Raw genomic sequence first — 23,896 nt, 5'->3', positions numbered from 1 at the left:
CTGGATATTAAATAACATCCAGGTTTACTCGCAAACATTTATACCCTTCACGAATGATTTCTAGGTTTTGTTATCTTCACTCCTCACCCCAATCACCTATTAATATAGGCTCATGGGGCTTCGTCACTCGATGGCCGCACCTAAAAACCATTCTTATTGGGTATAGTTAAGCGTTGAGTTCAACAAAAAACCATAAACTCAACACTCTCAAAAAATTAAAGACTTAACGCTAACGTTTATTCTTTAACCGTACCACCTTTTTCTTTACATTCTTCAGCTGACATATTCAGATAGCCCTGACCTTTACAGGAACCCATACCTTTACAGTCATTAGTGGCTGTCGCACAATCATTGTGCCCTTTACAACTATTGATACCCCAACATTTCACCTGATCTGCTTGGCCCGCCACAGCCAACTCTGCGCCCATCGTAAACAAGCCTGCTGCAGCAACGGCTAATGCAGTACCACTCACTTTTTTCATTGTGCTCATAATAAAGTTCCTAAACTCTGCAAATAATCATTAGCAGCTCAACTTATGTAGAAAGCAAGACTTTCGACCTCCTTTAGTCAGAGTCTATATCCTGACTAAACGGCATAATAAGCTGTGCTACAGTTTTTTGTTCACATGTAAAAAGCCATTCACATTGACTTTCAACTAAAGACAGCTAAGGAAAGAAAAAAATTTCATTAGTAACAGCAATTTTTTTCTCCTTATGAAAATAGTCGAATTTTTTTTGGAGAGCACGTTTAATATCTACTTAAAATATTTTTACGACACAGGGTACTAAATCCAGCCTTTGTAGTGCCCTAAATATATTGTGCTATTACTGTTACTGATTTAAGCAAAACTGGGGTATAGCAAAAAGAAGGTGGGCAATACTTGAATTTGTTTGTGTATTTTTAGAGATACCCTTTTGTTTACACATGTAATTAGTTCCATTAATCGGTGGTTTTACTCATATATAATTATAGTTAACGTTAGGATGGTCTAAGCGATGAGCTAAAAAAATTTCTTCAACGTGGAGATATAGTAACTGAGATAGGGAAAGTACAAAGGCTAGCCATCCTTAACTTGGACAGCTAACCCGTAGAGTAACATATCAATTTAGAAAATTAACCAGCGTACACCATAAGCCAGTAATGTGGTGCCACTTATTCCTACAAGGTACAACAACAAAAACCACCCCCAAGGATGTCGTATTTGATCTGCTGCAGTAGGCTCAATGGACTTTTTCATCATTAATACCCCCCATCCAAGGTATCCAGTTTACCGCTGAAGACCTTATAACCAAACAAGGTATACGCCAAAATCACCGGCACTAATACCAGTACTCCCGGTAAGATAAAATTTAAACTTTTGGCGGGTGCAATCGCTTCCCAAATTGTCAGCTGCCAGGGAATTAAAAATGGAAAGACACTCACCACCAAACCAATAAATGACAGACCAAAAACAGCGATAACCCATGCAAACGGCAGCCATTCACGCTCAGAAGGCTGCTTTAAGCCACACCATGCACGCCAGAGCGCATAACCTGTCAGTAAAGGCAAAGGGGCTAACCACAACATGTTGGGAAAGCTAAACCAGCGATCCATAATGCGTGCATCTAATAAAGTGGACCAACCACTCACCACACACAATAAAACAGCAATAATCACCAACAGCATAATGGCAAGCTTACGACTGTGCTGCTGAATAGCCCCCGATGTTTTCCACACCAGCCATAAACTACCGAGTAAGGCATAGCCCACCATTAATGCAAAGCCTGTAAAGACACTAAAAGGTGTTAGCCAGCTCCATGAGCTTATCGTGAGCTGCCCTTCTTCTAATGTTAAGCCTTGAAGTAATACGCCCAACATTAAGCCCTGACAGAATGTTGCAATTGAAGAACCCGCAAAAAAAGCAAAATCCCACCAATGCTTACTGGTAGTTGCTTTAAACCGGTATTCAAAAGCAACCCCTCGAAAAATTAATGCCCATAACATGATCATAACGGGCAAGTATAAATGGCTAAGTACTAAGCTGTAGGCTGGTGGAAAAGCAGCAAACAATAAAACGCCTCCCAACACCAACCATGTTTCATTACCATCCCAGATATGTTTAATGCTGTTCATCATCAACAAACGTTCATCAGGCTGATACCAGGGGTAAAGTATCCCTAGCCCTAAATCAAAGCCATCCAGCACAACGTACATAAAGACGCCAAAACCCAACAATAAGAACCAAACAATTGCCCAGTCCATAATTACTCCTTAGGATGGTATGCCGGTTGTTGTAGATGAAGTTGTTAAATACTCAGCCGATTGTGATTTTATGGACTCTTTTTCATCAACCGGTGCATCGATTGAGGGCAAACGTTTTAATAATTTACGCATGAAATAAAGATACACAGCAAATAGCAGGCTGTAGAGAATAACAAAAAGAATCAAGGTGAATAGCACACGCTGCTCCGGATGGGCTGAAACCATGTCATTAGTTCTTAAGAAACCATGAACTAACCAAGGTTGTCGCCCGACTTCAACAACATACCAACCAGCCAGTGTTGCTACCAAACCTGCTGGAATCATCCACTGCAAGCCTTTATGAAACCAGTTAGCACTATACAAACTCCCACGCCAGCGTAACCATGCACCTACCACAGCAGCTAACAGCATCAGCATGCCAATGCCAACCATGATTCGGAAACTATAAAAAACCACTGCCACTGGAGGTCGCTCATCCGCAGGCACAGACTTTAAACCTTGTAATGTACCTTGTGCATCATGGGTTAAAATCAAGCTTGCCAGGTAAGGAATTTTAACTTCAAAGTGATTTGTTTCCTGCTCTTGGTCTGGCACCGCAAATAAGCGTAACCCTGCACCCTGCTCAGTTTCCCAAATGCCTTCCATTGCGGCGACTTTGATGGGCTGATGCTCAAGTACATTAAGTCCATGAAGATCACCGACCCAAGCTTGCAGTGGAGCAAGTACCAAGGCAGCCCACAAGGCAACACTTAAGCCTTTCCGCGCCACAGGATTTTGTCGATCTTTACGTATATGCCAGGCTGAGACACCAGCTATCAAGAACGAAACTGTTAAGAAGGAAGCCAGCAGCATATGCACTAGACGGTAAGGGAAAGAAGGATTGAATATCACCTCCATCCAACTTACTACTTGAAATACACCTTGCTTATCCAATACCGCACCCGCAGGTGTCTGCATCCATGAGTTGGCGGCCAATATCCAAAATGCCGAGATAATAGTGCCTATTGCGACAATAACCGTCGCCACAAAATGCATTCGCTCACTGACCCGATTCCAGCCAAACAGCATTATGCCCAGAAAACCCGCCTCAAGAAAAAAAGCAGTTAAAACCTCATAGGTTAACAATGGACCTAATACGGTTGATGTCGCCTGAGAAAACTCGCTAAAGTTAGTGCCAAATTCATAGGATAAAACGATGCCAGACACCACTCCCATACCAAAGGTTACTGCAAATGGCTTTATCCAAAACAACAACTGGGCACGATAAACGGGATTTCGGGTTTTCAGCCACAATCCTTCCATGATGGCCAGATAACTTGCTAAGCCTATAGTGATCGTGGGAAATAAAATATGAAAACTGACTGTCCAGGCAAACTGAATACGCGATAACAATGCACCATCCATTTCCATCATCGTTACCCCCTGCCTTGCTCACCTACCCCGACATCAGCGCGTCGACTTTGCAGCACATGGCGCCACTGAGCTATACCACCAGGCACGAGTGCCAGACTAATAATACAAACAAATGTCAGCAGGTCTTGCCACACAAGAGCAGAACTCATATGCTTCTCCTACAACTTATACTTCAAAGTAATAAATGAAAAAGTTTTAATACTCTTCATTTATACAAATATCATGCCATATCTCTTATATACTCCAATTGCACTGATTTATATCAAGTTTTAACAAAGTAAACCCACCCATCTGTAAACCTTGTTTACAGTTTGATAGACTAGTCAGTGTAAACGCCGTTCACAGTCCAACCCATAACAGTGACTCACAGAACCTTTCAGCCACACCCAGTGTTGATAGCGATCGGCCTATAGTCTTGTTTAAGGGAATACTTAATCTGGAAAACAAATGTCTTTATTGCTTGTTTTTAACACAGCGATGCTGATAACAACGTTGGCAGGAACTGTCGTTGGTTGCTGGCTATGCTGGGGTATTAAAGAACCTCAACAGCTCGCCCTCCGCCCACTAGGTGGGTTTTGTTTAGGTATGGCTATTTGGTGCGGAAGCCATGTCCTCATCCAGCATAGCCATCCAGTCATGAGTCAACTGGGCCTTTTGGGGCTACTGGCAAATCCTTTTATACCTACCACATTTTTACACTTTGCTTTGCTGTTTATTGCGCCTGGAGATAACCCTCAGCAACTTAGGCAACGTTTGCGCAAGCCAATTGCCATATTGTATTTACTGGCCCTGGCTGTCACATTAGTCAGTTTTAAGACAACTGATGCATTTCTGCTTCCCTGGCTGGTATTTCCTGCATTCATTGTGCTAGATACCCCAGGTTGGTTAAACCTGTTCTACACCATTGTTGTGGGTGTCATCGCCCATGCTATTTTAATCTGGGGATGGCACATCAGTAGTGCCAATAAACGTCGCTCGATTGTCGCATTATTTTTAGCTGGTGGCTGGGGATTGGTACTCGCCAGTAGTTTTGTCTTGCCATCACTGGATATAGCCTGGTTTCCCTACCCTATGTTACTGCTGCCCAGTTATGTTTTACTACTGGTCTATGGCATTGTGCGCTACCAGCTTGTAGTGGTTAATCGTTGGGCTGTACGTGCCGTATTTTGGCTGTGTATTTTACTCACATTATTACTGCTTATTACGTTATTCACTTCAGTTGCAGACTTACTGGGGGCAGAACCATTCACAGATATCCCTCTTTGGGAGTTATGGTTATATTCTGCCTTTGTACTATTCATTGGCAGTTCACTCTATCGACCCGCACAGCGCATTGCCGAAAAGTTAATTTATCCTGGAGCACAGCTTCGCGAGCAAACACTTCAATACTGGCTTTCCACCTTACAAAACTGCGGTAGCTGGGAAACGCTAAAACAAACAGCAACCCAGTTACTCGAAAAACATTTGTCTATGCCAGTGCATATCTGTTTTGAACAGCCCAGCGCCTCAAACACAATACCTACCCTTTTTTGCAAACGTCATCACCAAGGCTGGCAGTTGCATTTGCTACATTGGGAAAATGCAACACCTGCCGCTATTCATGTCGCTGAAATGTTTGGCACCTTATTGGCCAGCAGTTGCCGAGGACTTCAGCAACAACTTTACCTGGCAGAACAAACACAACAACGTTTACAAGAGCAACATTTAGTTGAATTAGGCGCGTTAGCTGCTGCAATGGCGCATGAATTACGTAACCCTTTAAATATTATTGCAATGGCCAGTACCCAGTGTGACCAAACCACCCGACATCATATCAAAATGCAGATCGAACGGGCTGACCACTTAATTACTGATATGCTTTGCTATGCAGGTCCCTTATCCTTACAACTTGAACCACTCACATTGCGCCCTTTTTGTCAGTCTATCGCCCACTATATTGAACAACGCTACCAAGTACCTATTTCAATAGAGGTAACGAATGATCTCACTCTAAATGCAGATCGCCACCGTCTACAGCAGGTATTAACTAATTTATTAGAAAATGCTGCAGCATTTACCCGCAATGTCACCAATGGTCAAATACATATTTCAGCTATCAAGACAGCCAATAACACCTTACAGCTAGGCATTCATAATAATGGGCCAGCCATACCCGAAGAAATCCAACAACATTTATTCCAGCCTTTTATCAGTAAACGACAAGGTGGGAGTGGATTAGGTCTGGCTATCATCAGGCGAATCATGGATGCCCATCATGGTCAAGTGTGGCACACCCAGATCGAACCCTGGTCCTGTAGTTTTATTTGTGAATTTCCCCAGCATGGGGCCGAAGATGATGCAAGTAGAGAATAACAAAATGGCAGAAAAACTTATTTTGACGCAACGAATTTTACTCGTGGACGACGAACCTGCCTTTTGTGAACTTTGTAGTCAATGGCTACGCCAGGTGGGTTATCATGTTGATAGCTGTCACGATATAGCCTCAGCTCAGCAACGACTACAACAGCAGTCGTATAGTTTAGTGCTGTTAGACTTAGCCCTTCCACCTTCTTTTACGCCACAAGAAGGACTGAAACTACTAAACGACATTAGCACTATACCTGTTATCGTTCTCACAGGACATGCTGATCGAGAACTAGCACTTGCCGCTATCGCTCAAGGAGCCTGGGATTTCCTAGCCAAACCGGTTGATCCCGACATGTTAGCGATTGTTGTCAAACGAGCATTAACCAAACACAGCCTGGAAAATGAAGTACAACAGCTAAAAGCACAACTTGCGGAACAACAAACAGCACTTGGTTTAATTGGTGTCAGTCAGCACACTGAAATGTTGCGTAATCTGATTAGCCGTATTGCACCAACAGATGTATCGGTTTTAATCAGTGGACCCAGTGGAACAGGTAAAGAAGTGATAGCCAAAGCCATACACCAGCTCAGTTATCGAAAAAATCAACCCTTTATCTCAGTGCATTGTGGCGCTATACCCAGCGAGCTATTAGAAAGTGAATTATTTGGTTATAAAAAAGGGGCTTTTACTGGTGCAGATCGTGATCGCCAAGGACTTTTAGCCCTTGCTCACCAAGGCACATTATTTTTGGATGAAATCGGTGAAATGCCACTGAATATGCAAGTCAAATTATTACGGGTCTTACAGGAAGGTAAATTCTATCCAGTGGGTGGCAGAGAAATTGTATCCATTGATGTACGTTTAATCAGTGCCACAAATAAAGATTTACCTCATGCCGTTAACACTGGCACCTTTCGTGACGATCTTTATTATCGGCTTAAAGGTATTACCATTAATACCCAACGTCTTGCTGATCGGCCAGAAGATATTCCCATATTAGCGCAGCACTTTTTGCAACATTACAGCCAAAAACACCAACGGCCTCTACAATTGGATGCAAATGCTTTACATTGGTTTATCACTCAGCCTTGGCCAGGCAATGTGCGTGAATTAAAAAATACCTTAGAAAGTGTCGCCGCTATTGCTCAGCAGCCTGTCATAGGTATTAATGATATTGAGTTTTTAAATGGAAATAAACTTTCTCAATCATCCAATACAATTCCAGAGCTGCCTAATGAAACCCTTGATAATCAAGTACGACATTTAGAAATACGATTGATCCTTGATGCATTACAACAGGTTCAAGGAAATCGAACACATGCCGCACGTAAATTAGGCCTATCCCGTCAGGGTTTATTAAAAAAAATGGAACGCTATGGTATTCAAGATATTGACCACAGCTAGTCAACTTTATTAAGGCCTGTTAGAAGTTAAATATAATACACTTGTTTTGTGCTATATTAACCAAATCAATGCATGACTACTGGTTCAGTATAATAAAATATGTCACTCTTAATTGACGTGTAATAACAACGTTTAAAACTATTTATCACTCAGGAAGATTGTATGTTCAAACGTGTTGCTGCAGATGCTTTGGGTTTAAGTGATATTGGAGAAATCATCGACCCACAAGACTTCGACAAAGTCGATGCTGATGACTACGTCATGCATGAAGACAACGAAAAAATCTATTGTTTGATCAAATCAAAAACAGATGAATATTGTTTCACCAATCTGGCACTTATTCATCTTGATGGCACCAGTGCCCTCAGCAAAAAAAGACTACTAAAACGCTTTAGTTATCATGACCACGATATTCGCGATGTTTTACTTGAGACAGCGGGCACAGTAGATTTAGATGCTGAAATCAAGTTTTCGATTGGTAGCACGTCATACTCTATCGATGTTAAAAAAACACAAATAGAACACCTGAAAGACTTATACAAAACATTATATTCAATTAGTGCTATTCAAAAAGAGAATAGCCACCATTACCGCACTGCAGAGCGAAGTATAGAGCTGACATCAAATACAGTACACCGCTCTTCAAGCTCAACCACACTAGAAGAACAATTTAAAGAAATCAATCAGCATATTTTCAACTGGTTACACTCAGCCCGTAAAGCCTATTGTCGTAAAGATTATAGTGAGATATATGAAAAATACATTAACAATCAATAAACACTAGCTGCTCATAAATAATAATATTATTATTGTAAGTATGACCCCAGCTATATAAAAGGCTGGGGGTTCATTACTTTTCTCTCCTGCAGAAAACCTATACCCTTCGCGAATGATTTTTAGGTTTTGTTATCTTCACTCTTGACCACCAAGGATGTTGGAAATGCAGTTTATGCATAATGACATGGATGTCATATAGTAGAGCAATGCAGGAGCTATTGCCGAGGAGCATTTAACTGCCACCCCAATCACCTATTAATATAGGCTCATGGGGCTTCGTCACTCGATGGCCGTACCTAAAAACCATTCGTATTGGATATAATTGGAGTTCTTTCGTATAATTTGCACTCACCACAAAGGATTTTTAGTGAAGCATGCCTGTTCTGTTCCACACAGACTATTTTATAACTTAAAATAACCCCACCATTCGCCTTGAGTACCATTTATATCACCCCATTCACCTTGAAAATTTCCATGGGGATCATAAATGTTAGAAGCTTTAAATTTAAACCATCCTCCGCTATCACTGGCTTGCCAGGTACCTTTTATCGTTTTCCCTTCATCCTCTACAGTGATGTTGGAAAATTGACCTATAAACCCTGCTGATGACTGAAAGGTACCTGTAGTATCATCAAACTTTATCGTTGCTTTATAGGTTCTTCCATTGTACGCACGATAATAGGAAGAAAACGACTGGTTCCGCCAAAAATCACATTTTCGCCAATTCCAGTTCCAACTTAACTGATATCCTTGACCCGCTTCATCAATATCAATAGTTGAAAAGCCATCAGATTCTTGTTTTATCATCAGATTGATAACACCTGAGACCTTAACATTACGGTCGTAGTCAACGCATGTGGTAAAACCCAAATTGTCTACCTGAGCAAGTATTGAAAAGTCACCTTCACCCAAAAGATCTTTTGATACCTCCGCTTTGGAACCAATTTCATCAAGAGTATAGTCAAACCTGGCATATCCATTTGCCTGATCAATTAAATAATAATAACCATCAAGAGCCCCAGAAATAGCACGAAACTGGTGACCTTTAGGTACCTTTATTTCCGCCTCCAGATGGCATTTGCGTGATATGACACCACGGGATTCAGTTTGAACACCCAGGTCATTAAAATAAACGCGCAGTGACTCTTCTTTAATTGGTCCCTCCATTGAGGTCACTTCTTCTTTATAGTCAGGATTATCTGGATCATCACTAAGATAGCCACACCCTTCACTATGGCTAAAACGTTGGAGATTTCCTACTGCGAATACATTGATAGATATTAAACAAACTAATAATAAAAAAAATAATTTAGACATAGGGTTACAATCGTAAAAAAGAAGTTTAAATACCCCATTAATCTATGAAGTAAAGTGCGGCACTGAATCTAAAACTTAACAGACTCATCATTTTGCTGTCTTAGACGCCACAATCTACTTCAATTAATTCAAAGGGTGTTATTTCGATGTGTTTTATGGTTAATTTTGGCAATGGCATTACATTAGCGTAAAGCGCTACCTTGACATTTTCATCAATATAAATAGCGGTATCACATGCTGGGATTGCAGGTAGCTCTACTTTTAAAGTAAACGAGTGATTATTCGGTGGGGTATCATCCTCATCGTTGACTACATTTATTGATGTATTTTCTGATGCTCTTGTTTCAGAAAAATAATCATTAGCATAATATACGACCCGACTGGGCTTACCTTCCACTTCAACAAAGTGTTTGATTGTCAGACTTGCGCCGTACCGATTGAAGTCATAATACTTTACATTAATTAAAACCTTACCCTCTCTTGCCTTAGCACTAAATCCAGGAGGAATTTTCAAGCTTTCTTGCTTTAACTTGCAAATAGTAATACCCCCCATCGCGCGACTATCACACTCTAAATTAGCTGATGCCACTAAACAATTTGAGCTAAGGGTGAAAGCGCCCATAAGAAAGCAAAGAATCCATTTTCTCATTTAGGCTATCTCATTATGAGGGACCAACCTTTAAAAAAAGCATCCATATAAAGGCTGTCCCAAACCATTGATATCAGTTATGAACAGGGAACACAGCGTACGCGAGCTATATCGAAACCAGAACTGCTAACCCCTTCATCCAATGTAACCGAGGTAATTTGACCTCGATCAGTGGATGGCATTCTCGCTTGTGCATAAAGTGACGTTTTAAGTGGAATTGATGCCCCACACTGTTGAGAAGAATGACCTAGCTGATTGGCTTTAATTGTACCTGTATGGTCATTTATATCCCCAGCAAGAGGATCTCCATTAGCGGCACGTTTACTCACAGTTGTGCGGACTGATGGTGCATTTTCTACACGATGAGAGACTGTTAGACGCACACTACCACTGTTAGATAACTCGTAGTTTGCATCAACAGAAAAATCAATAAACTCTAAACGATAACCAGGAGCTACTTTTAAGTTATAGTTCATGAGGCATGATTTTTTTTGTGAGAGCGCCAAGGTTCCATCAATGGTTGCATCCATATCAAAAAAGAAAGCCTCAATATAATACTCACCATTTCGGCCTTGAACGATTTCAACTTGGTCATTGATACAATCAAGGCTTGTTTCCAAATTTTCGATTTTTACAGGAGATTCTGCAATTACATGACTGGACATGATGATAGAAGTAACCAGTAAGAAATGCTTCAACATTGTGCTAACCTTTTTTCCCTAATAGGCGATTGATAGAAACTAATACCGTTTAGCAATTCAACTTAAGCTATACATGCCCAACTCGAAAAGCTTTTAGCAGGGCCAGTCTGATTTGTTAAGACTAGCGATACTGGCGTCAATTGTTATAACAACCCTACTAATGATTCCTAACACATTAGCACAGCATCGCTGTGCCCGTTAGAGTAAGCACTATGGATAGTATGTATAAAAATGATTCGTGAAAGGCATATACAATATCAGCTTAAGTCATGGTGATTCTAGCAACATAAGTATGACAAACTAAAGTTCACCACCCCTGCCAAACAGTCGCGTATAAAAAAACTTTTAAGAACAAAGACTGTGCCAAAGCAATACATGAATCAATTTGTTCTCCCCACAGCAGAACACCATCCTTGGCCTCTACTGCTCACTGCGTGTTCGAAGGGTATTATGTAGACTTGGGGTACACTGGCTTTAAAGGAAAATTATAAGCGATTGCTCTAATGCAACTACCTGTACCACCCGCCATATTGAGGAATCAATTTCGTCTATTTAAGCTAATATCAATTATAGGAACATGAATACACTAAGTTAACAACTATTCATTCTATAATTGGGCAGTCAGTATGAACAAAACCTTCTTGCTATTCATAGGAATATTATTATCCGGTAATTTATTAGCGGATAAAAAGATAAATATTTGCACAGACAATAACTTTTGGTATCCCTTCACCTTAGTAAAAGAAGATGCTCCCGCAGGTATACATGTTGACATAATAGGCAAAGCACTTAATAACCTGGGATACCAACCCAACTTTAAAGCACTTCCCTGGAAACGCTGCCTTGATCAGGCAAAACAAGGTGAGTTTGATGCAGTTGCTACAGCATCATATAATGATGAGCGTGCTTCTTTTATGTATTACCCTGATGATGCAACTTCAGCAAGCAAATCTTCTCACCGAGTTATGCAAGTTGAGTATGTTGTGGTTACATCAGCATCAAACGATTATGAGTTCGATGGTAACCTTCAGTCTTTACCAGCCCCCATTAGAGCTCCTCGCGGTTATTCAATTGCTGAAGACCTTAAAAAAGAAGGCTTGGATGTTGATGATAAAGCATCTGGTGATGAAAATAATATCAAGAAGCTATTAAGGAATAATAAAGGGTCAGTCGTAACCATTCCAGAAGTGGTTAATATGTTAAGTAAGCAACCAACCTATTCAGGTAAGTTAAAAATAAGCTCTAAACCAATAAAATCTAAGTCTTACTTTATTCCATTTTCAAAAGCAAGCAATATAGCGAGAGAAGAACAACAAGCTATTTGGAATGAAATTGCTAAAGTGAGAGATGATACTGACTTTATGTCAAATACAGCATCAAAATATTAATTCAAGTTTATACCAAAAATAAATTGTTTTTAGCGGAGCTAGTCTTAACAGCTTAGGCTAGGGCCTGTTAACACTATTTGAATATCACTGTTATGACGGTAAAAACACTCATCTAGACGCGAAGCGAGAATTTTAGTGGTTCTAAATGAACAATGAGCAACAACGAGTAGTGTTTTTACCGTCATCACCCTTCGGGCCGAGATTATTTTTCCACCTAACGGCGTTACAAGTTATTTATGTAGGTTGAAAAGGCTACATCTTTCTTACAAAATATACATTCCCAATAAAAAGAATATATTTATTTCAGAAAAGTATTTTCACCCTACCTGCTTAACAGCTTAGCTATAACAATAACACCAGCACAAAAGACTTGCTTTGGTACAAAAGATTTAGGGCACCGCTAAAATAGTGCATTTTTAAAGGTGTTCGTTATAGGGAAATTTAATCACACATAAAGGAGTACTATACCATGAAGCATCTAGTGTCAACTAAGGACCTTTTAAGGAAAAACATTGCCATTATTGGCGCTGGAGCCAGTGGCCTTTTCACAGCGGTTGCCCTCAAAGAAAAAGGGGTTCAAAATATTGATATTTTTGAGTCAAAATCAAAAGTAGGCGGTGTTACTGATACATTAACAGAATCTGACGGTACTACCGTCGATGTTTCAAATAAGATAATCGATGGTATTTCACTGACAGCAGGCATTAAACCTGATGAAGAATATTTTAACTTTTTAAAAAGATATAACGCCCAATTTATTGAAGGGAAACGTGTTGCCTTTTTTGACCTTATTCAACGAAAAGAACTACCCACATTCAAATTCTTACTTGAAAACCCATTGAATACAATTAAGCAAATTGACCATATTGTTCGCTTACTCAAACAAATTATTCCTTTTGGATCGGACCCTGCAGCAGCAATACATTCAGGCGTTGTAAACCCTGGCGAAGATCTTGATAGTTTTTGTCAGCGCTGTGATATCCCATTATTTGCTGAACTGGCTCGCCAAAAGATGGCAGCAGTGACATTTTCGACAAGTGTTGTGCAAGATGCAGCAAGTGTATTATCTTATTTTATTGCATTTCCTTCAATTTTATTCTGGGTATTTGCTGCCTGTAAGCCTACTACCAACATCTTTGCGGAAGTAGATCCAATATTTTCTAAAGCCCGAGATGACCTGATGACAGGAAGTAATCCCTACCCAATGTCTTTAGGCGGACAAGGATTCCAAGGAGTGTTTGAAGACCTAGTAACACAAGAAGCATTGGCAGTACACTTGAATCAACCAGTTGAGCAACTCGTATTTGATACAAATACAGCAAAATGGCATATACAACCCAAACTTGCACACTCGAATGCGTACACCTATGACGTTGTTATCATAGCTACTCCACCCAATATTACCCGCAAATTACTTCCCCAAGATCACCCATTAGTTGCTTTATTTAATAACACTATCCAACCTGCTCATGGCCGGGTTTGGGCTATTTCACTCTCTTCCAGCGACTTACCCAAGAGCATAATGGAAAATGACAATGTTTATGGGCCTGTGCTTGGCGTTAATATTGGGTATGAATCACTAGATACCCCCTTTGCTCTGTTCCACACTAGCCCACAAGGTTTATTTTTGTGTACAACACTGACAAAGGGGAGTTCTCCGATAGTTGATGGTGCTCAAGCAGAGACTGTTATACAAAAAGAAACACCCCAACTCGCTGCAACTTTAGAAAAAAGAAGCCCAGGATTAACTCTTGGCAAAGTTCATCAACTTTATGAGTATGCCTTCCCTTATTATCCTGATATTAACGTAGCCCCTAAAGATTTTTATTTGAAACTAGAAGCCGTTCAAGGCCACAATAATGTTTTTTATATCTCTTCATTAAATGCAGGATTAACAATGCCTAACGCCTTAGCATACGCCCAAAAGCTGGCTAAGTTGATTTTAGAAAGAGGCTTAACCAGTCAGGATAATTACATATAGGTTGCGTTTATACACCATTGTCCAAAGTCAACATAACGTCCGTCGAACACACCGTAAACTCGTTCCTGAAGGCTTGGTTGACGCTTCCTTGCGGCAAACAGTTCGACGGACGATATACAGACTTTGTCTTACAGGCCCTACATCAAAATATCGTTAGTCTCTGTTGAAAACTCTTAACATACCAGACTAGCCCTACTAAAAACCCTTCAAATTAAGTATGGTATTACTCGAAACACGATTATTAGCTATTAGATCTTTTTCGCCATAAAAGACCTATCAAACCCAAAAAACCGAGCATGAGCGTATTAGGGGCTGTAACTTTGGTATACGAAACAGCATCTAACAATAGATGTCCATAATGACCACCTAACAAGTTTTGAATAGCCAGCGCACCATCTTCTGAACCTGTAAATTCGTAGCTGAAAGAATGCCAAACACCTGTTTGGCCAGACATACTATCAGCAAAATTTCCTTCATATGGCCAATTAGGAAATAATAACAGTGCTCCTTGAGCGACTTCAGTTAGCAAATACTGAAACGTTAACCGATCACCTTTTGACCACTCTAGGTCAGTCCAAATTAATGCTGCACCGATGGGAAGCACTGCAAAATATTCTCCAGAAGCAGCATTGTAAACTTGTCCTGCCGGATCAGTAAATGACTGTACAATAGCAGGTGCTTCTAAGCCTACTTCATACATTCGATCACCCAGCTCTCCATCCTCAAAATCATCTTGTAACAATAATGCTTGTGCATTACTCATCCAGCCAATCATGATGAGACAAGCCATTAGTCCTTGAAGTATTTTCTTGTGCATGGTCAATCCTATTAAATGACTAAAAATTTTAAATAAAAGTTTGTTGCTTAGCTATATACAAAATATACCCAAAACGAAGGGTTTTTAGGGGTGGCCGTTAAATGCTCCTCGGCAATAGCTTCTGCATTGCTCTACTATATGACATCCATGTCATTATGCATAAACTGCATTCACACCATCCTTGGTGGTCAAGAGCGCTGACAACAAACCCTACTAATGTGTCGGGAACACATTAGAACAGCTTCGCTGGCCCGTTAAGGTGAGCGCTATGGATAGCGCACATAAAAATGATTCGTGAAGGGTATAATCACTCACTAAAAACCTGAGCCTCTTTTTTCTCTGGCTTTTCTACCCAGTCTTTAATTGCCATTTTTCTATAGTTATGCTGACCTTTTTTATCAATTTGAGTATAAAAATACCATTTAACTGCAGGTTCATCCGTTGGTAGTTTTGGCAATTTATCCTTAGGTAGATTTAATTTTTTACCTTCACGCTTCATATCTCGTAAGATGTCAATGTACTTTTGTTCTGCTGCTTTAAGTACTTCCTTATCACTGGCGTTAGCAGCCCAAGGCACTACCGAGGCATCAGCCCACTTTTTAGGTGCAGGAATATAAAAGAAGCAGTCGTCATCATCATGTTGCGGTGCTTTAAAATGCTTATCACTCAGTCCTGATTCGCCCTGACTTTTCATATTTTTTATCCAGAACTTAAAGTCATGCATTTTCCCGGTATCGAGCTCAATTTTATCTTCATCGAGTAATCCAAATAAATCCCAAAATCCAGTATGACCTGCTTTATTTCCAAAAGGACGAAGACCATTCACTTTATGTCCGGCAGGTGCTTTATAGTTTAATTTACTTACACTTGCATAAACATGGAACTTGAGTGTTTGCTTTGGCTGAAAACCCGCTGTATTCGTTTTTGTCATACCTGTACGAATGATTTCTAGCATCTGCTGCTTTTGGGTCTTTTCATCGGATAACAACATGTTAATCAAATCACGCGAGCGATAATGTTTTTCATATAAATCATTTGCCAGTATATTTTGAGCAAGTGGCGTGATCTTTAATAATTTTATTGTCGATTTATCAATATTAATGCTATATGTATATCGCTCATTATTTCCATAACCGGCCGTTGTAACATCATATTTTGCATCAACTTCAACCTCGCCGACATAAACAAGCTGACCTTTTACTTCAGGCCCTAAGGTTGAGCCATTTGATTCTTCTGACACGTTTGCAGTATACGCCAATAGATCAGAGCGATGCTTCATCTCTTTATATTTTTGTGTATCTAACTTATCCGCAAAGACTAAAATGCCAAGATCAACTTCATCTTTCCAGTTAAAATCTTCAAGTTTATCGTGATGTCCAACAGACTTTCTTTTACCGCTAAATGGCGTACCATTTAAAGCATATGCATACTTCGCGGACATAAAGAATGGACCTTGGTTGCTTACCCGTAACAAAGGTGCACCAATCGTATTACCATTAAATAGCTTAGGGTACTGGTAAACACGTTCTTTAGATTTAAGGAACTCTTTATCAAACAGCAAGTGTTCAAAGTGTTGGTCCTTAACATGCGCTCCCTCAGGATCCCAGATAGGATTATTTCGCGAACTATCCACTGAAAGCATAAATTGACTATTCAATGTTATTTCAGGAGCATCTTTTTTGAAACGCTCATACAACTCAACACCTAAACCAATACCTGGCGTGTATTTAAGGATATCAATTAACGGTAAACTACCATCCTTCATCAGTTTATAATAGTCGGCATCCTGACCATCAATACTGACGGGCCTGACCAGTCGTGTACTGCGTGTATCGCGACCAACTTTAACCTCATATTGATAATGCATGGTGATACACTGCTCATTGGTTTTCCATTCTGCCCAGTCAGCAAGATAAACTGTTGAGCTGCTCATGGGTTTGGTGCCTTTGATGATTTTATGTTCACCATACTTAAAACGGGGATAAAAAATAGCCCCATAGTGATCCTTAAACGCCTGCTCCTCTGCTAGCAGCTCACCCTCGTCAAACTTCTGAGTAATATCCGTATAAGCTGGTCCTTCATTATCAGGCCAGCCCGTGTTCACCCGAATGGGTTTAACACAAATCGGTAATGGCCGCTCAATGGTACGGTTAGCATTTTTATCAACATCGTCGTAATAATCGGTATTGATAGTTTTATATTCTTCATCCCTACGCAGTACGATAATAATACGTATTTCATCTAGTGGGGAAACAGGTCTATTGTCAGTCCTTTTCAGGTATTTATCCAACCGCTCCCATTCTGTTTTTTCTTTGGTACAAGGCTTAATATAAATGGCTGTATATTTATAAATACCGAGATCTAAACCCGCATAAGATAAATCCATGGTTGAAATCAGAGCTTCTGCGCTGCTACTGCCCATATTATGAATAGGAAAACACCGTTGAAAGTTAACAGGAATCATATTCTTATCAATATTTGCCGGTCCTACAGGTAAAAACATACCATTTACGCTGATAGAATGTGATTCATGACTTTTCTTTAACTTTTGCTTGCTGAAGTGTTCAAATTGTGTCATTAACAGAGAGGGGTTACTTTTTAACGTAACATTATCTTCCCAAATATCTTCCATCCCTAAATAATCCATCCAAAACTGATCCAATGGATAGTTTTGGTAAGTATCATTAGGGTATGGCCACTCTTTATTTAATACAAATAACTCAATAAATTTATCAATTTGATACTTTTTCAGTCCACTTTGATAACGATTCCAATCCAGTTCTCGGGTATTTTTTAAAAAGCTAAAGGTAAAATCATATTCATGGGCAACACGAACCAGCAGTTTAACTAAACTATTTAATACCTCTGCACGAATTCGATATTGATTATTTAAATATTTTACATAATCAATTTCACCCTTTTGTGGGCTATAGTTAGTAATAAACGTCCGGTTGTATTTCGATTTCTTTTCCAGATCACCTTCTAATTTATTGTAGGCAATGTATTCATTAATAAGATTATCATGTAATAAGTCATCTAAGTGTTGAGCAAGCGAAACCATTGTTTTAGAGGTTTCACGAACAATTAAGATACAGTTAGCGATTAACATTGTTTGCGGCACCATCGTTAAGACACCACATGCCGAGTCAAATAACTTCCACAGAAAATCACTGACCGCTTGCTCATAAGCACAATAAGCAGCCACCTGTTGTTGGCGGGTTTGCTCCAGGTTATACATCGCTTCTCGTGATGGACGAAAAATCCGCTCACCACAAGGCACACTAATAATTAATTCAACACGCCGACTTGTTATCAAGTTAACCGTCTTATCCTCATTACGCACAGGACGTGTTTCACCATGCCAGGTAATGGCCATGCTATCGGTTGCTATCCCCTTTTGCTCTAGTTGCTTCTTAATATGCAATACACGTCGGCGAGATAAGTCTTCATTGTATTGATCCGTTCCTTCTGGACTGGCGTGTCCTTCTAACCCAATCTGCGCATCAGGTCTGGTCAGGAGTTCCTTAATTTTATTAAAGGGCAAATCTGCCGTGCAGTCTTCATCGCGTCTAAAAATTAAGGACGTTCGCATTATATAGCGACCTTCTTTAAACCCGGATATCACTTTCGATGTCGTTGACGTCAGCTTACTGATTTCTTCTAATTGTTGTTGAGCCTGTTTAAAATCATCTGTAGCTGCTTCCCCTACTTTTTCTTCATACAGTGCCAGTGTTTCATCAAAAAAAGCTTTACTGTCCTTGGCTGCTTGACTTTTCTGATTAACCTCAAGAAAGCTATTGATAACACCTTTGGCATCCATTGCCAAGTTATAAGCCGCAAGTGCCCTTGTACCAAAGTGAATAAACCTGGGGTTAATCCCTATACGCGTACCGTTAAGCCATGTACTTTCGAAGTCTTTAATCCACTTTTCCGCTTCTGCTATAGCATTTTTACCTGGTGCAAACCATTCTGGCAGGTTATAAATTTGTTTAAGTTTTTCAAATTCAATATAACGCCTTTCCTGCAAACTGCGCACAACGTCCATTGCTCTAGCACTGCGTTCGGCACTGATGCTATTGTTAACAAAATTCATTGCTCCCGCTATTTGTTCTTGGCGCCGGATATATTTTTGCTGATTGGTTAATGCTTCTTGAAACTTTCCCCAAGACTTCCACAACTCCTGACCATCAAAACCAAGACGTGCGATAAGTGCAGCATCTGTATGGCCTTGCTCAGTTAATACATTTTCTAACAGTTGGCCTGCACTTTCTATGTAACTGGCATAACTGGTGCCCGGTTTCTTTTCATTTGGATCAGGGTTAGGGTTATTGGCATAGGCTGTTGCTTTGCTTTGATCCTGATGTATTGTCTTTATGAAACCTTGCATAATCGACGAATATTCATGGCGCACACTAATATCATGCATATAGCTGGATAAACCAGGGCGTACATCCTTTTTTAAATTACCACTGGACATTTCACGGGTGATTTTTATAGTATCGCGAAAAACATCAGGAAATTGCTTAATAATAGCTTCTTCAAGGCTGATCGGGTCTGCATTGATAAGACAGATATCCGCTGTAGGTAATCGTACATTAAATTTTATTTGTTCTTTGAGTTCATAGTAATATTGTCCAATTGAATTTTTGGAGTAAAGGCTATGACTATTATCAATATTTTTACTAACTAAAGTATCAAATGTCACTCTAAAATTATGAGCACCTTCATTTAAAGAACTATTATTACTAACTAGAAATGCAAATGGCAACATACCTTCTTTATAAATAATTTCAAATTCCCCATTTTCACCCATAGCGCTTTTATGAGGCCAAACGTTAATCGTAGCACCTTTTAAAATATTATTTTTTGAAAAAGCAAAGATTACTAGCTTAATACGCGGAATCACAATCCCTTCATAAATGTAATCATGAGGTTTGTTTGATTCTTCAGGTTTCTCAAGCATTTTCTGTTCAATTTTAGTATTAACCTTAACACTAATACAGCTATTCAGCTCTTTCTTTCCTATCAGTTCTTCAATTTTTTCTAAAAACAGATCTGAACCATAACCCGCATAAAGTTGAGCAATCACTTCCAGGGGTGGAAAGTATAACTTGATCTCATCATCATTTGGAAACGTTCTTATACGACAACCTAAAGTAAAGTCACCATTAACTTGATCAATAAAACCTTCTTCATTGGTCGACAGTAAGGCTGTTTTACCTTCTTTACCAACTAAAGGGCTTTCTGCAAGCATTAGCATATTGGGTATAGGCCGTACCGTACCAGCTTTAACATCACCTGTTTGCGGGTGCATTTCAGCAGAAAATAGATAACGTTCTTTAATAAAACGACATTCGTTCAATTTTTTTTGGCTCATATATAGTACTGCACAGTAATTAATGCTTTATAGATTTCACTAATATTTAAAGGGAAAAATTACATTCTAGCTACATCTTTCTATGGTTATAATAGTAAGGAACCCCCTGACTACCTTGTAACTCTATTAGTGGATCACTAATTTCAACTTCAATAAGCTTTTTATTTTTCATATCCCACGCAACATCAAACCCATGCTTCACTTGCTCATAACTGTTTAAACTAAAGTCATACACCCTACTAATAGAATTTCCATTTCTAATAATATCTTTCTCAGGAAAATCGATATTTTTAACAACAAAATCACCTTGAACCTTAAATCCAAATATTTTATTATCTTTATATTTAATCAACCCCCAATGATAGACTTCCGGATAACTTTGTTGATAAATTTTTTCACCCGTTTTTACATCACGAATAATAATTTCTTCATTTCGAGTAAATACAAACTTCGTATCATTATCCATAAGCAAAAATGAATTACCGTGTTCTTCATACTTTGTTACAATAGATAGTTTTTGGCTTGGCACATGAAACTTTTTCATATTTCCAGCTTCATTAAAATAAAGTGTATTACTGTCTTGCGTCCATTCAAATGCAGGTACTACAGGGCCTTCACTCACAGGAATCATTTCTTTTGTTTTAATATCGTAGATTTTTTTAACAACCTTATCTTTCAAAAACGCCAGGGCAACATAACGGCCATTAGGTGAGGGTTTGGTATCAAAAATTGTTCCTTCAATCAGCTCTTTGGGTACTCGTAACTTAGGGTCTGTAAAGTCTGCTTTTACACTCCAAATTTCTTTACTCGTTTGTTTATTAATATCTTCTTCTCTAGCCTCGGTAGGAGGGTTAGCCCAAATAAACTGTATTCTGGGCTGATCATAACTATCTGGGTCTTGCCATACTTCTTCTTCAATTTTAATCCCTTTCTCTTCCAGCAAACTGTCAATGATCATCTCATCTGTTTGTTCTTCTTGTTGGTCAGCAGGTAGCTGAGCAGTTGTCGATGAGGTGCTGTTATCTTCATTACAACCACTAATCACTAAACATCCCAAAAGCATTAGTGGAAGTATGTATTTTTTATTAGTAGTACTTGCTAATTTCATAATGCAAAACCCAACTGTGTTGTTTATGCTACAGCCTATTCTTTCCAAAAATATACCCTTCGTTTTGGGTATATATAGTTTAGCTTTGATAATTCAGCGTCCGTAATGTCTCATAAGACATATTCCTAAAGATGTAAAATGGTTTTTTACCCTTTTCTTGCGGGTCTTGTATTAAGTTAAATTCGCCACTTTCTGGTACATCATAAAAAACCAGCTCCAGCCACGATGTTGATGTGCCATCCACAAACTCACAGGTCTCAACGGTAGGTTTAGACGCATGTTGCCAACTATTATCCGTTGTTTTTAATGTAAAAAGATCATTGCGTGATTTAGGTGCATGGGAATCCATCTCAAAGTGAAGAATAATTCTTTTATCGATGACTTTTAGATACACGACAGGAATTTTAGTAGCGCGTTGTCGATCAATTAATTTAGGATGTTTTGACAAGCGTGGTATTTCTTGCTCGTTTAAGTTTTGCTCGTCTTCAGTTTTCACTTGATGAGTTAATGCACTTACAATAGGACCAATATTACCTTGTTGATGATCAAAATGTTTACCACTTTCATAGCTCATAATTTGATCAATTGAGGTGCCTTCCTTTTGCAGTTTAGCCGTATTACTTTCCAGCTCACTGATTTTATCCCAGCTCCACTGCACATAACTGTATAACAAGTGAACCGCATTGGCTCCTTGCTGTACTTCGCCATTGAGCTTAAAAGGTACCCAAATGCTGTGTAACTGCATACCCAGTGCTGGTCTTAAATCGCCATTCACCTTGATAAGACGGCCATGACGTTGATTACGAAAATACTCCACACGCACATCACGGAAAAACATACCATTAACGACTTTTAGTTCACGCCAAAGTTTCCCTCGCCAAAACACATAGACCCAGCCCCCGTCCGGAAGCAACGCAGACTGGTCACGCCGCATTGCCTCGGTGATGTAACCTAATGGTTTTAACGGCACGATAATATTTTCCCAGCTGGCTTTATCAGTCGTTTCCTCCACAGGAGAAGCCGACTCTACTAACCTTAAACGCAAAGCTGGCTCCCCTTTCATGGGTATATAGATAAAAAGCCCCCTTGGTTCACTGGGTATACCTTTCAGCGTAACCAGGCTACGATGTTTGCTAGCCTCAGCATTATGAGGCTGAGGGCCTTGTAAGGCATCACGTCCTTCGCTGTCTTTTGATAAATTGATACGTTGACTATCCCCTGGCCCAACACCTGCTACTTCCACCACAATTTTATAGTCGAGGCGTTCACCTTCTGGTTCAGGTACAGGTGGTGGTTTAGGCAATATAATTTCGGGTTGCTTATAGCGGGGTCTGACCATCGCCGGCATTTCCGTAGGGCAATCCAGCGTAACCTCCAGTTTTTTTTCCATAACCAGCTTAACGAATGTGTCTTCCAAGACTTCCAGGGAGTCACAGTGACGCAATAAAGGCAATTTTAAGAGACTTTCTTTAGCATACCATGACTTATTCAACACCATTTGAATATAGTCACGGCACTCTTTTTCATTATAGAAATAGCGGTAGTTAAAAGCATTTCGCTTAGGAAATCCCTTTTGAATGACTTCATGTGGCTTGCCATCAATATAATACTGGGCAAATAGCATCTCAAATACCTAGACCAATAACCAGAAGAGGCTATTTTACGAATCAGTGTATAGCCATGCATAAGGCCAAGTCTCATATTTTAGCGAGCCATATACTTATTTTGTTGCATTATGTAACTGTTTTTTAGCTTGTGTTAGTTTTTTATAAGCCAGATGTGGGAAGTTATTGGTTGGAGTTAGCAAAATGCGGGATGGCAATGCTTGAATTAGTTTGTGAAACAGGTGCCGGGAGCACCGTAAGCAGTAGTGACCAGGGATGGTCTTCTACTGCGGGAAGAACAAATTAATTCATGCAGTGCAACACATAAGCGTTGGTCTTATACTACGCTTGTATTATTTCTACGTAGTTTTCCTCTGGATCTTGAATAAAAAAATACTGAATACCTGTTCGTCCTTGTTGTATTTCCGAAGGTATCAACCCATGCTCATTAATAAACCATTCCCTAGCGGCCAATAAATCACTTACTTTTAAAGCTATATGCTGCCACCCAGGTTGTTTAAGATGTTGAGCTAATGGTTTCGGCTCCAATATGGGAGATGCACTTTCCGTAAAGACAAAAAGCTCTAAACAAAAAGATCCTAACAGCATATGTATTATTGAACAATGAGCATCCGAATAACGCCGTTGCAGATTAAACCCCAATTTCTCATAAAACTGCTGTTGTTTTTCTAAGTTTCGGCAAGTCAACGCCACATGATGCAATGAGAAATCCGGTTGATTCATATTAAGTCCATGTTATTTATTTTTCAT

At 39.6% G+C, this 23,896-nt stretch carries 18 protein-coding genes; 5 read left to right on the top strand and 13 right to left on the bottom strand.

Translation table 11 applies throughout. The annotated features are described in order from the left end of the window. Positions 1–236 precede the first annotated feature (236 nt). From bufA2 to KHS79_RS09895, 5 genes are all read right to left on the bottom strand, one after another. Positions 237–491 carry a BufA2 family periplasmic bufferin-type metallophore gene (gene bufA2 / locus KHS79_RS09910; protein ID WP_027707435.1) on the bottom strand — a complete coding sequence of 85 codons (255 nt, stop codon included), beginning with the start codon at positions 489–491 and terminating at the stop codon, positions 237–239. A gap of 615 nt (positions 492–1,106) precedes the next feature. Further along, positions 1,107–1,241: a hypothetical protein gene (locus KHS79_RS26080; RefSeq protein WP_267910734.1), complete on the bottom strand. Its 135-nt coding sequence runs from the start codon at positions 1,239–1,241 to the stop codon at positions 1,107–1,109. After that, on the bottom strand, positions 1,241–2,242 hold the full coding sequence (cydB, locus tag KHS79_RS09905) for a cytochrome d ubiquinol oxidase subunit II (protein WP_212718626.1): 1,002 nt from the start codon (positions 2,240–2,242) through the stop codon (positions 1,241–1,243). Before cydB ends, KHS79_RS26080 begins: the two co-directional genes overlap by 1 nt. 9 nt (positions 2,243–2,251) lie before the next feature. Next, a complete protein-coding gene (locus KHS79_RS09900) occupies positions 2,252–3,655 on the bottom strand; it encodes a cytochrome ubiquinol oxidase subunit I (protein ID WP_325167606.1) in 1,404 nt (467 codons plus the stop codon). Between the two features lie 2 nt (positions 3,656–3,657). Continuing rightward, a complete protein-coding gene (locus tag KHS79_RS09895) occupies positions 3,658–3,804 on the bottom strand; it encodes a hypothetical protein (protein WP_165773376.1) in 147 nt (48 codons plus the stop codon). Between the two features lie 298 nt (positions 3,805–4,102). Here KHS79_RS09895 and KHS79_RS09890 point away from each other — a divergent pair, with 298 nt between their 5' ends. The 3 genes from KHS79_RS09890 (at position 4,103) to KHS79_RS09880 (ending at position 8,183) form a co-directional block, all read left to right on the top strand. Next, positions 4,103–6,007, top strand: coding sequence for a sensor histidine kinase (locus tag KHS79_RS09890; protein WP_051311002.1), 1,905 nt, complete (start codon positions 4,103–4,105; stop codon positions 6,005–6,007). Then, the gene (locus KHS79_RS09885) at positions 5,988–7,406 is read left to right on the top strand and encodes a sigma-54-dependent transcriptional regulator (protein ID WP_233468359.1); all 1,419 of its coding nucleotides are present in this window, start codon (positions 5,988–5,990) and stop codon (positions 7,404–7,406) included. Before KHS79_RS09890 ends, KHS79_RS09885 begins: the two co-directional genes overlap by 20 nt. A 162-nt stretch (positions 7,407–7,568) precedes the next feature. Further along, on the top strand, positions 7,569–8,183 hold the full coding sequence (locus KHS79_RS09880) for a PH domain-containing protein (protein ID WP_212718624.1): 615 nt from the start codon (positions 7,569–7,571) through the stop codon (positions 8,181–8,183). 402 nt (positions 8,184–8,585) lie between these two features. On the opposite strand, the gene KHS79_RS09875 is transcribed toward KHS79_RS09880, so the two are convergent. The 3 genes from KHS79_RS09875 to KHS79_RS09865 all read right to left on the bottom strand — a co-directional run bounded on the left by KHS79_RS09875 (position 8,586) and on the right by KHS79_RS09865 (position 10,850). Then, positions 8,586–9,500: a DUF4360 domain-containing protein gene (locus tag KHS79_RS09875; protein ID WP_212718622.1), complete on the bottom strand. Its 915-nt coding sequence runs from the start codon at positions 9,498–9,500 to the stop codon at positions 8,586–8,588. A gap of 100 nt (positions 9,501–9,600) precedes the next feature. Then, positions 9,601–10,149, bottom strand: a complete 549-nt coding sequence (locus tag KHS79_RS09870; RefSeq protein ID WP_212718620.1) for a hypothetical protein — start codon at positions 10,147–10,149, stop codon at positions 9,601–9,603. A 77-nt stretch (positions 10,150–10,226) separates the two neighbouring features. Continuing rightward, the gene (locus KHS79_RS09865) at positions 10,227–10,850 is read right to left on the bottom strand and encodes a hypothetical protein (protein ID WP_212718618.1); all 624 of its coding nucleotides are present in this window, start codon (positions 10,848–10,850) and stop codon (positions 10,227–10,229) included. A 626-nt stretch (positions 10,851–11,476) separates the two neighbouring features. Between KHS79_RS09865 and KHS79_RS09860 the strand changes: the two genes are divergently transcribed. Both KHS79_RS09860 and KHS79_RS09855 read left to right on the top strand, forming a co-directional pair. Further along, positions 11,477–12,238: a substrate-binding periplasmic protein gene (locus KHS79_RS09860; RefSeq protein ID WP_212718616.1), complete on the top strand. Its 762-nt coding sequence runs from the start codon at positions 11,477–11,479 to the stop codon at positions 12,236–12,238. A gap of 469 nt (positions 12,239–12,707) precedes the next feature. Continuing rightward, positions 12,708–14,219, top strand: coding sequence for an FAD-dependent oxidoreductase (locus tag KHS79_RS09855; protein WP_212718614.1), 1,512 nt, complete (start codon positions 12,708–12,710; stop codon positions 14,217–14,219). A gap of 241 nt (positions 14,220–14,460) precedes the next feature. Here the strand turns inward: KHS79_RS09855 and KHS79_RS09850 are convergent, their stop codons facing one another. The 5 genes from KHS79_RS09850 to KHS79_RS09830 all read right to left on the bottom strand — a co-directional run bounded on the left by KHS79_RS09850 (position 14,461) and on the right by KHS79_RS09830 (position 23,869). Continuing rightward, positions 14,461–15,036, bottom strand: coding sequence for a hypothetical protein (locus tag KHS79_RS09850; RefSeq protein ID WP_212718612.1), 576 nt, complete (start codon positions 15,034–15,036; stop codon positions 14,461–14,463). A gap of 307 nt (positions 15,037–15,343) precedes the next feature. Continuing rightward, positions 15,344–20,413, bottom strand: coding sequence for an OmpA family protein (locus KHS79_RS09845; protein WP_212718610.1), 5,070 nt, complete (start codon positions 20,411–20,413; stop codon positions 15,344–15,346). Between the two features lie 70 nt (positions 20,414–20,483). Beyond that, positions 20,484–21,521 (bottom strand): hypothetical protein, encoded by a 1,038-nt coding sequence (locus KHS79_RS09840; RefSeq protein WP_212718608.1) that lies wholly within the window; start codon positions 21,519–21,521, stop codon positions 20,484–20,486. 79 nt (positions 21,522–21,600) lie between these two features. Then, a complete protein-coding gene (locus KHS79_RS09835) occupies positions 21,601–23,145 on the bottom strand; it encodes a hypothetical protein (RefSeq protein ID WP_212718606.1) in 1,545 nt (514 codons plus the stop codon). Positions 23,146–23,467: 322 nt separating this feature from the next. Next, a complete protein-coding gene (locus KHS79_RS09830; protein WP_212718604.1) occupies positions 23,468–23,869 on the bottom strand; it encodes a VOC family protein in 402 nt (133 codons plus the stop codon). Positions 23,870–23,896 lie beyond the last annotated feature (27 nt).

The sequence above is a fragment of the Zooshikella ganghwensis genome (assembly GCF_018263875.1).
In the GTDB taxonomy this organism is placed as follows: Bacteria; Pseudomonadota; Gammaproteobacteria; order Pseudomonadales; family Zooshikellaceae; genus Zooshikella; species Zooshikella ganghwensis.
Note: the sequence above shows the minus strand (reverse complement) of the source record. Positions and strands in the feature narration are given on the sequence as shown.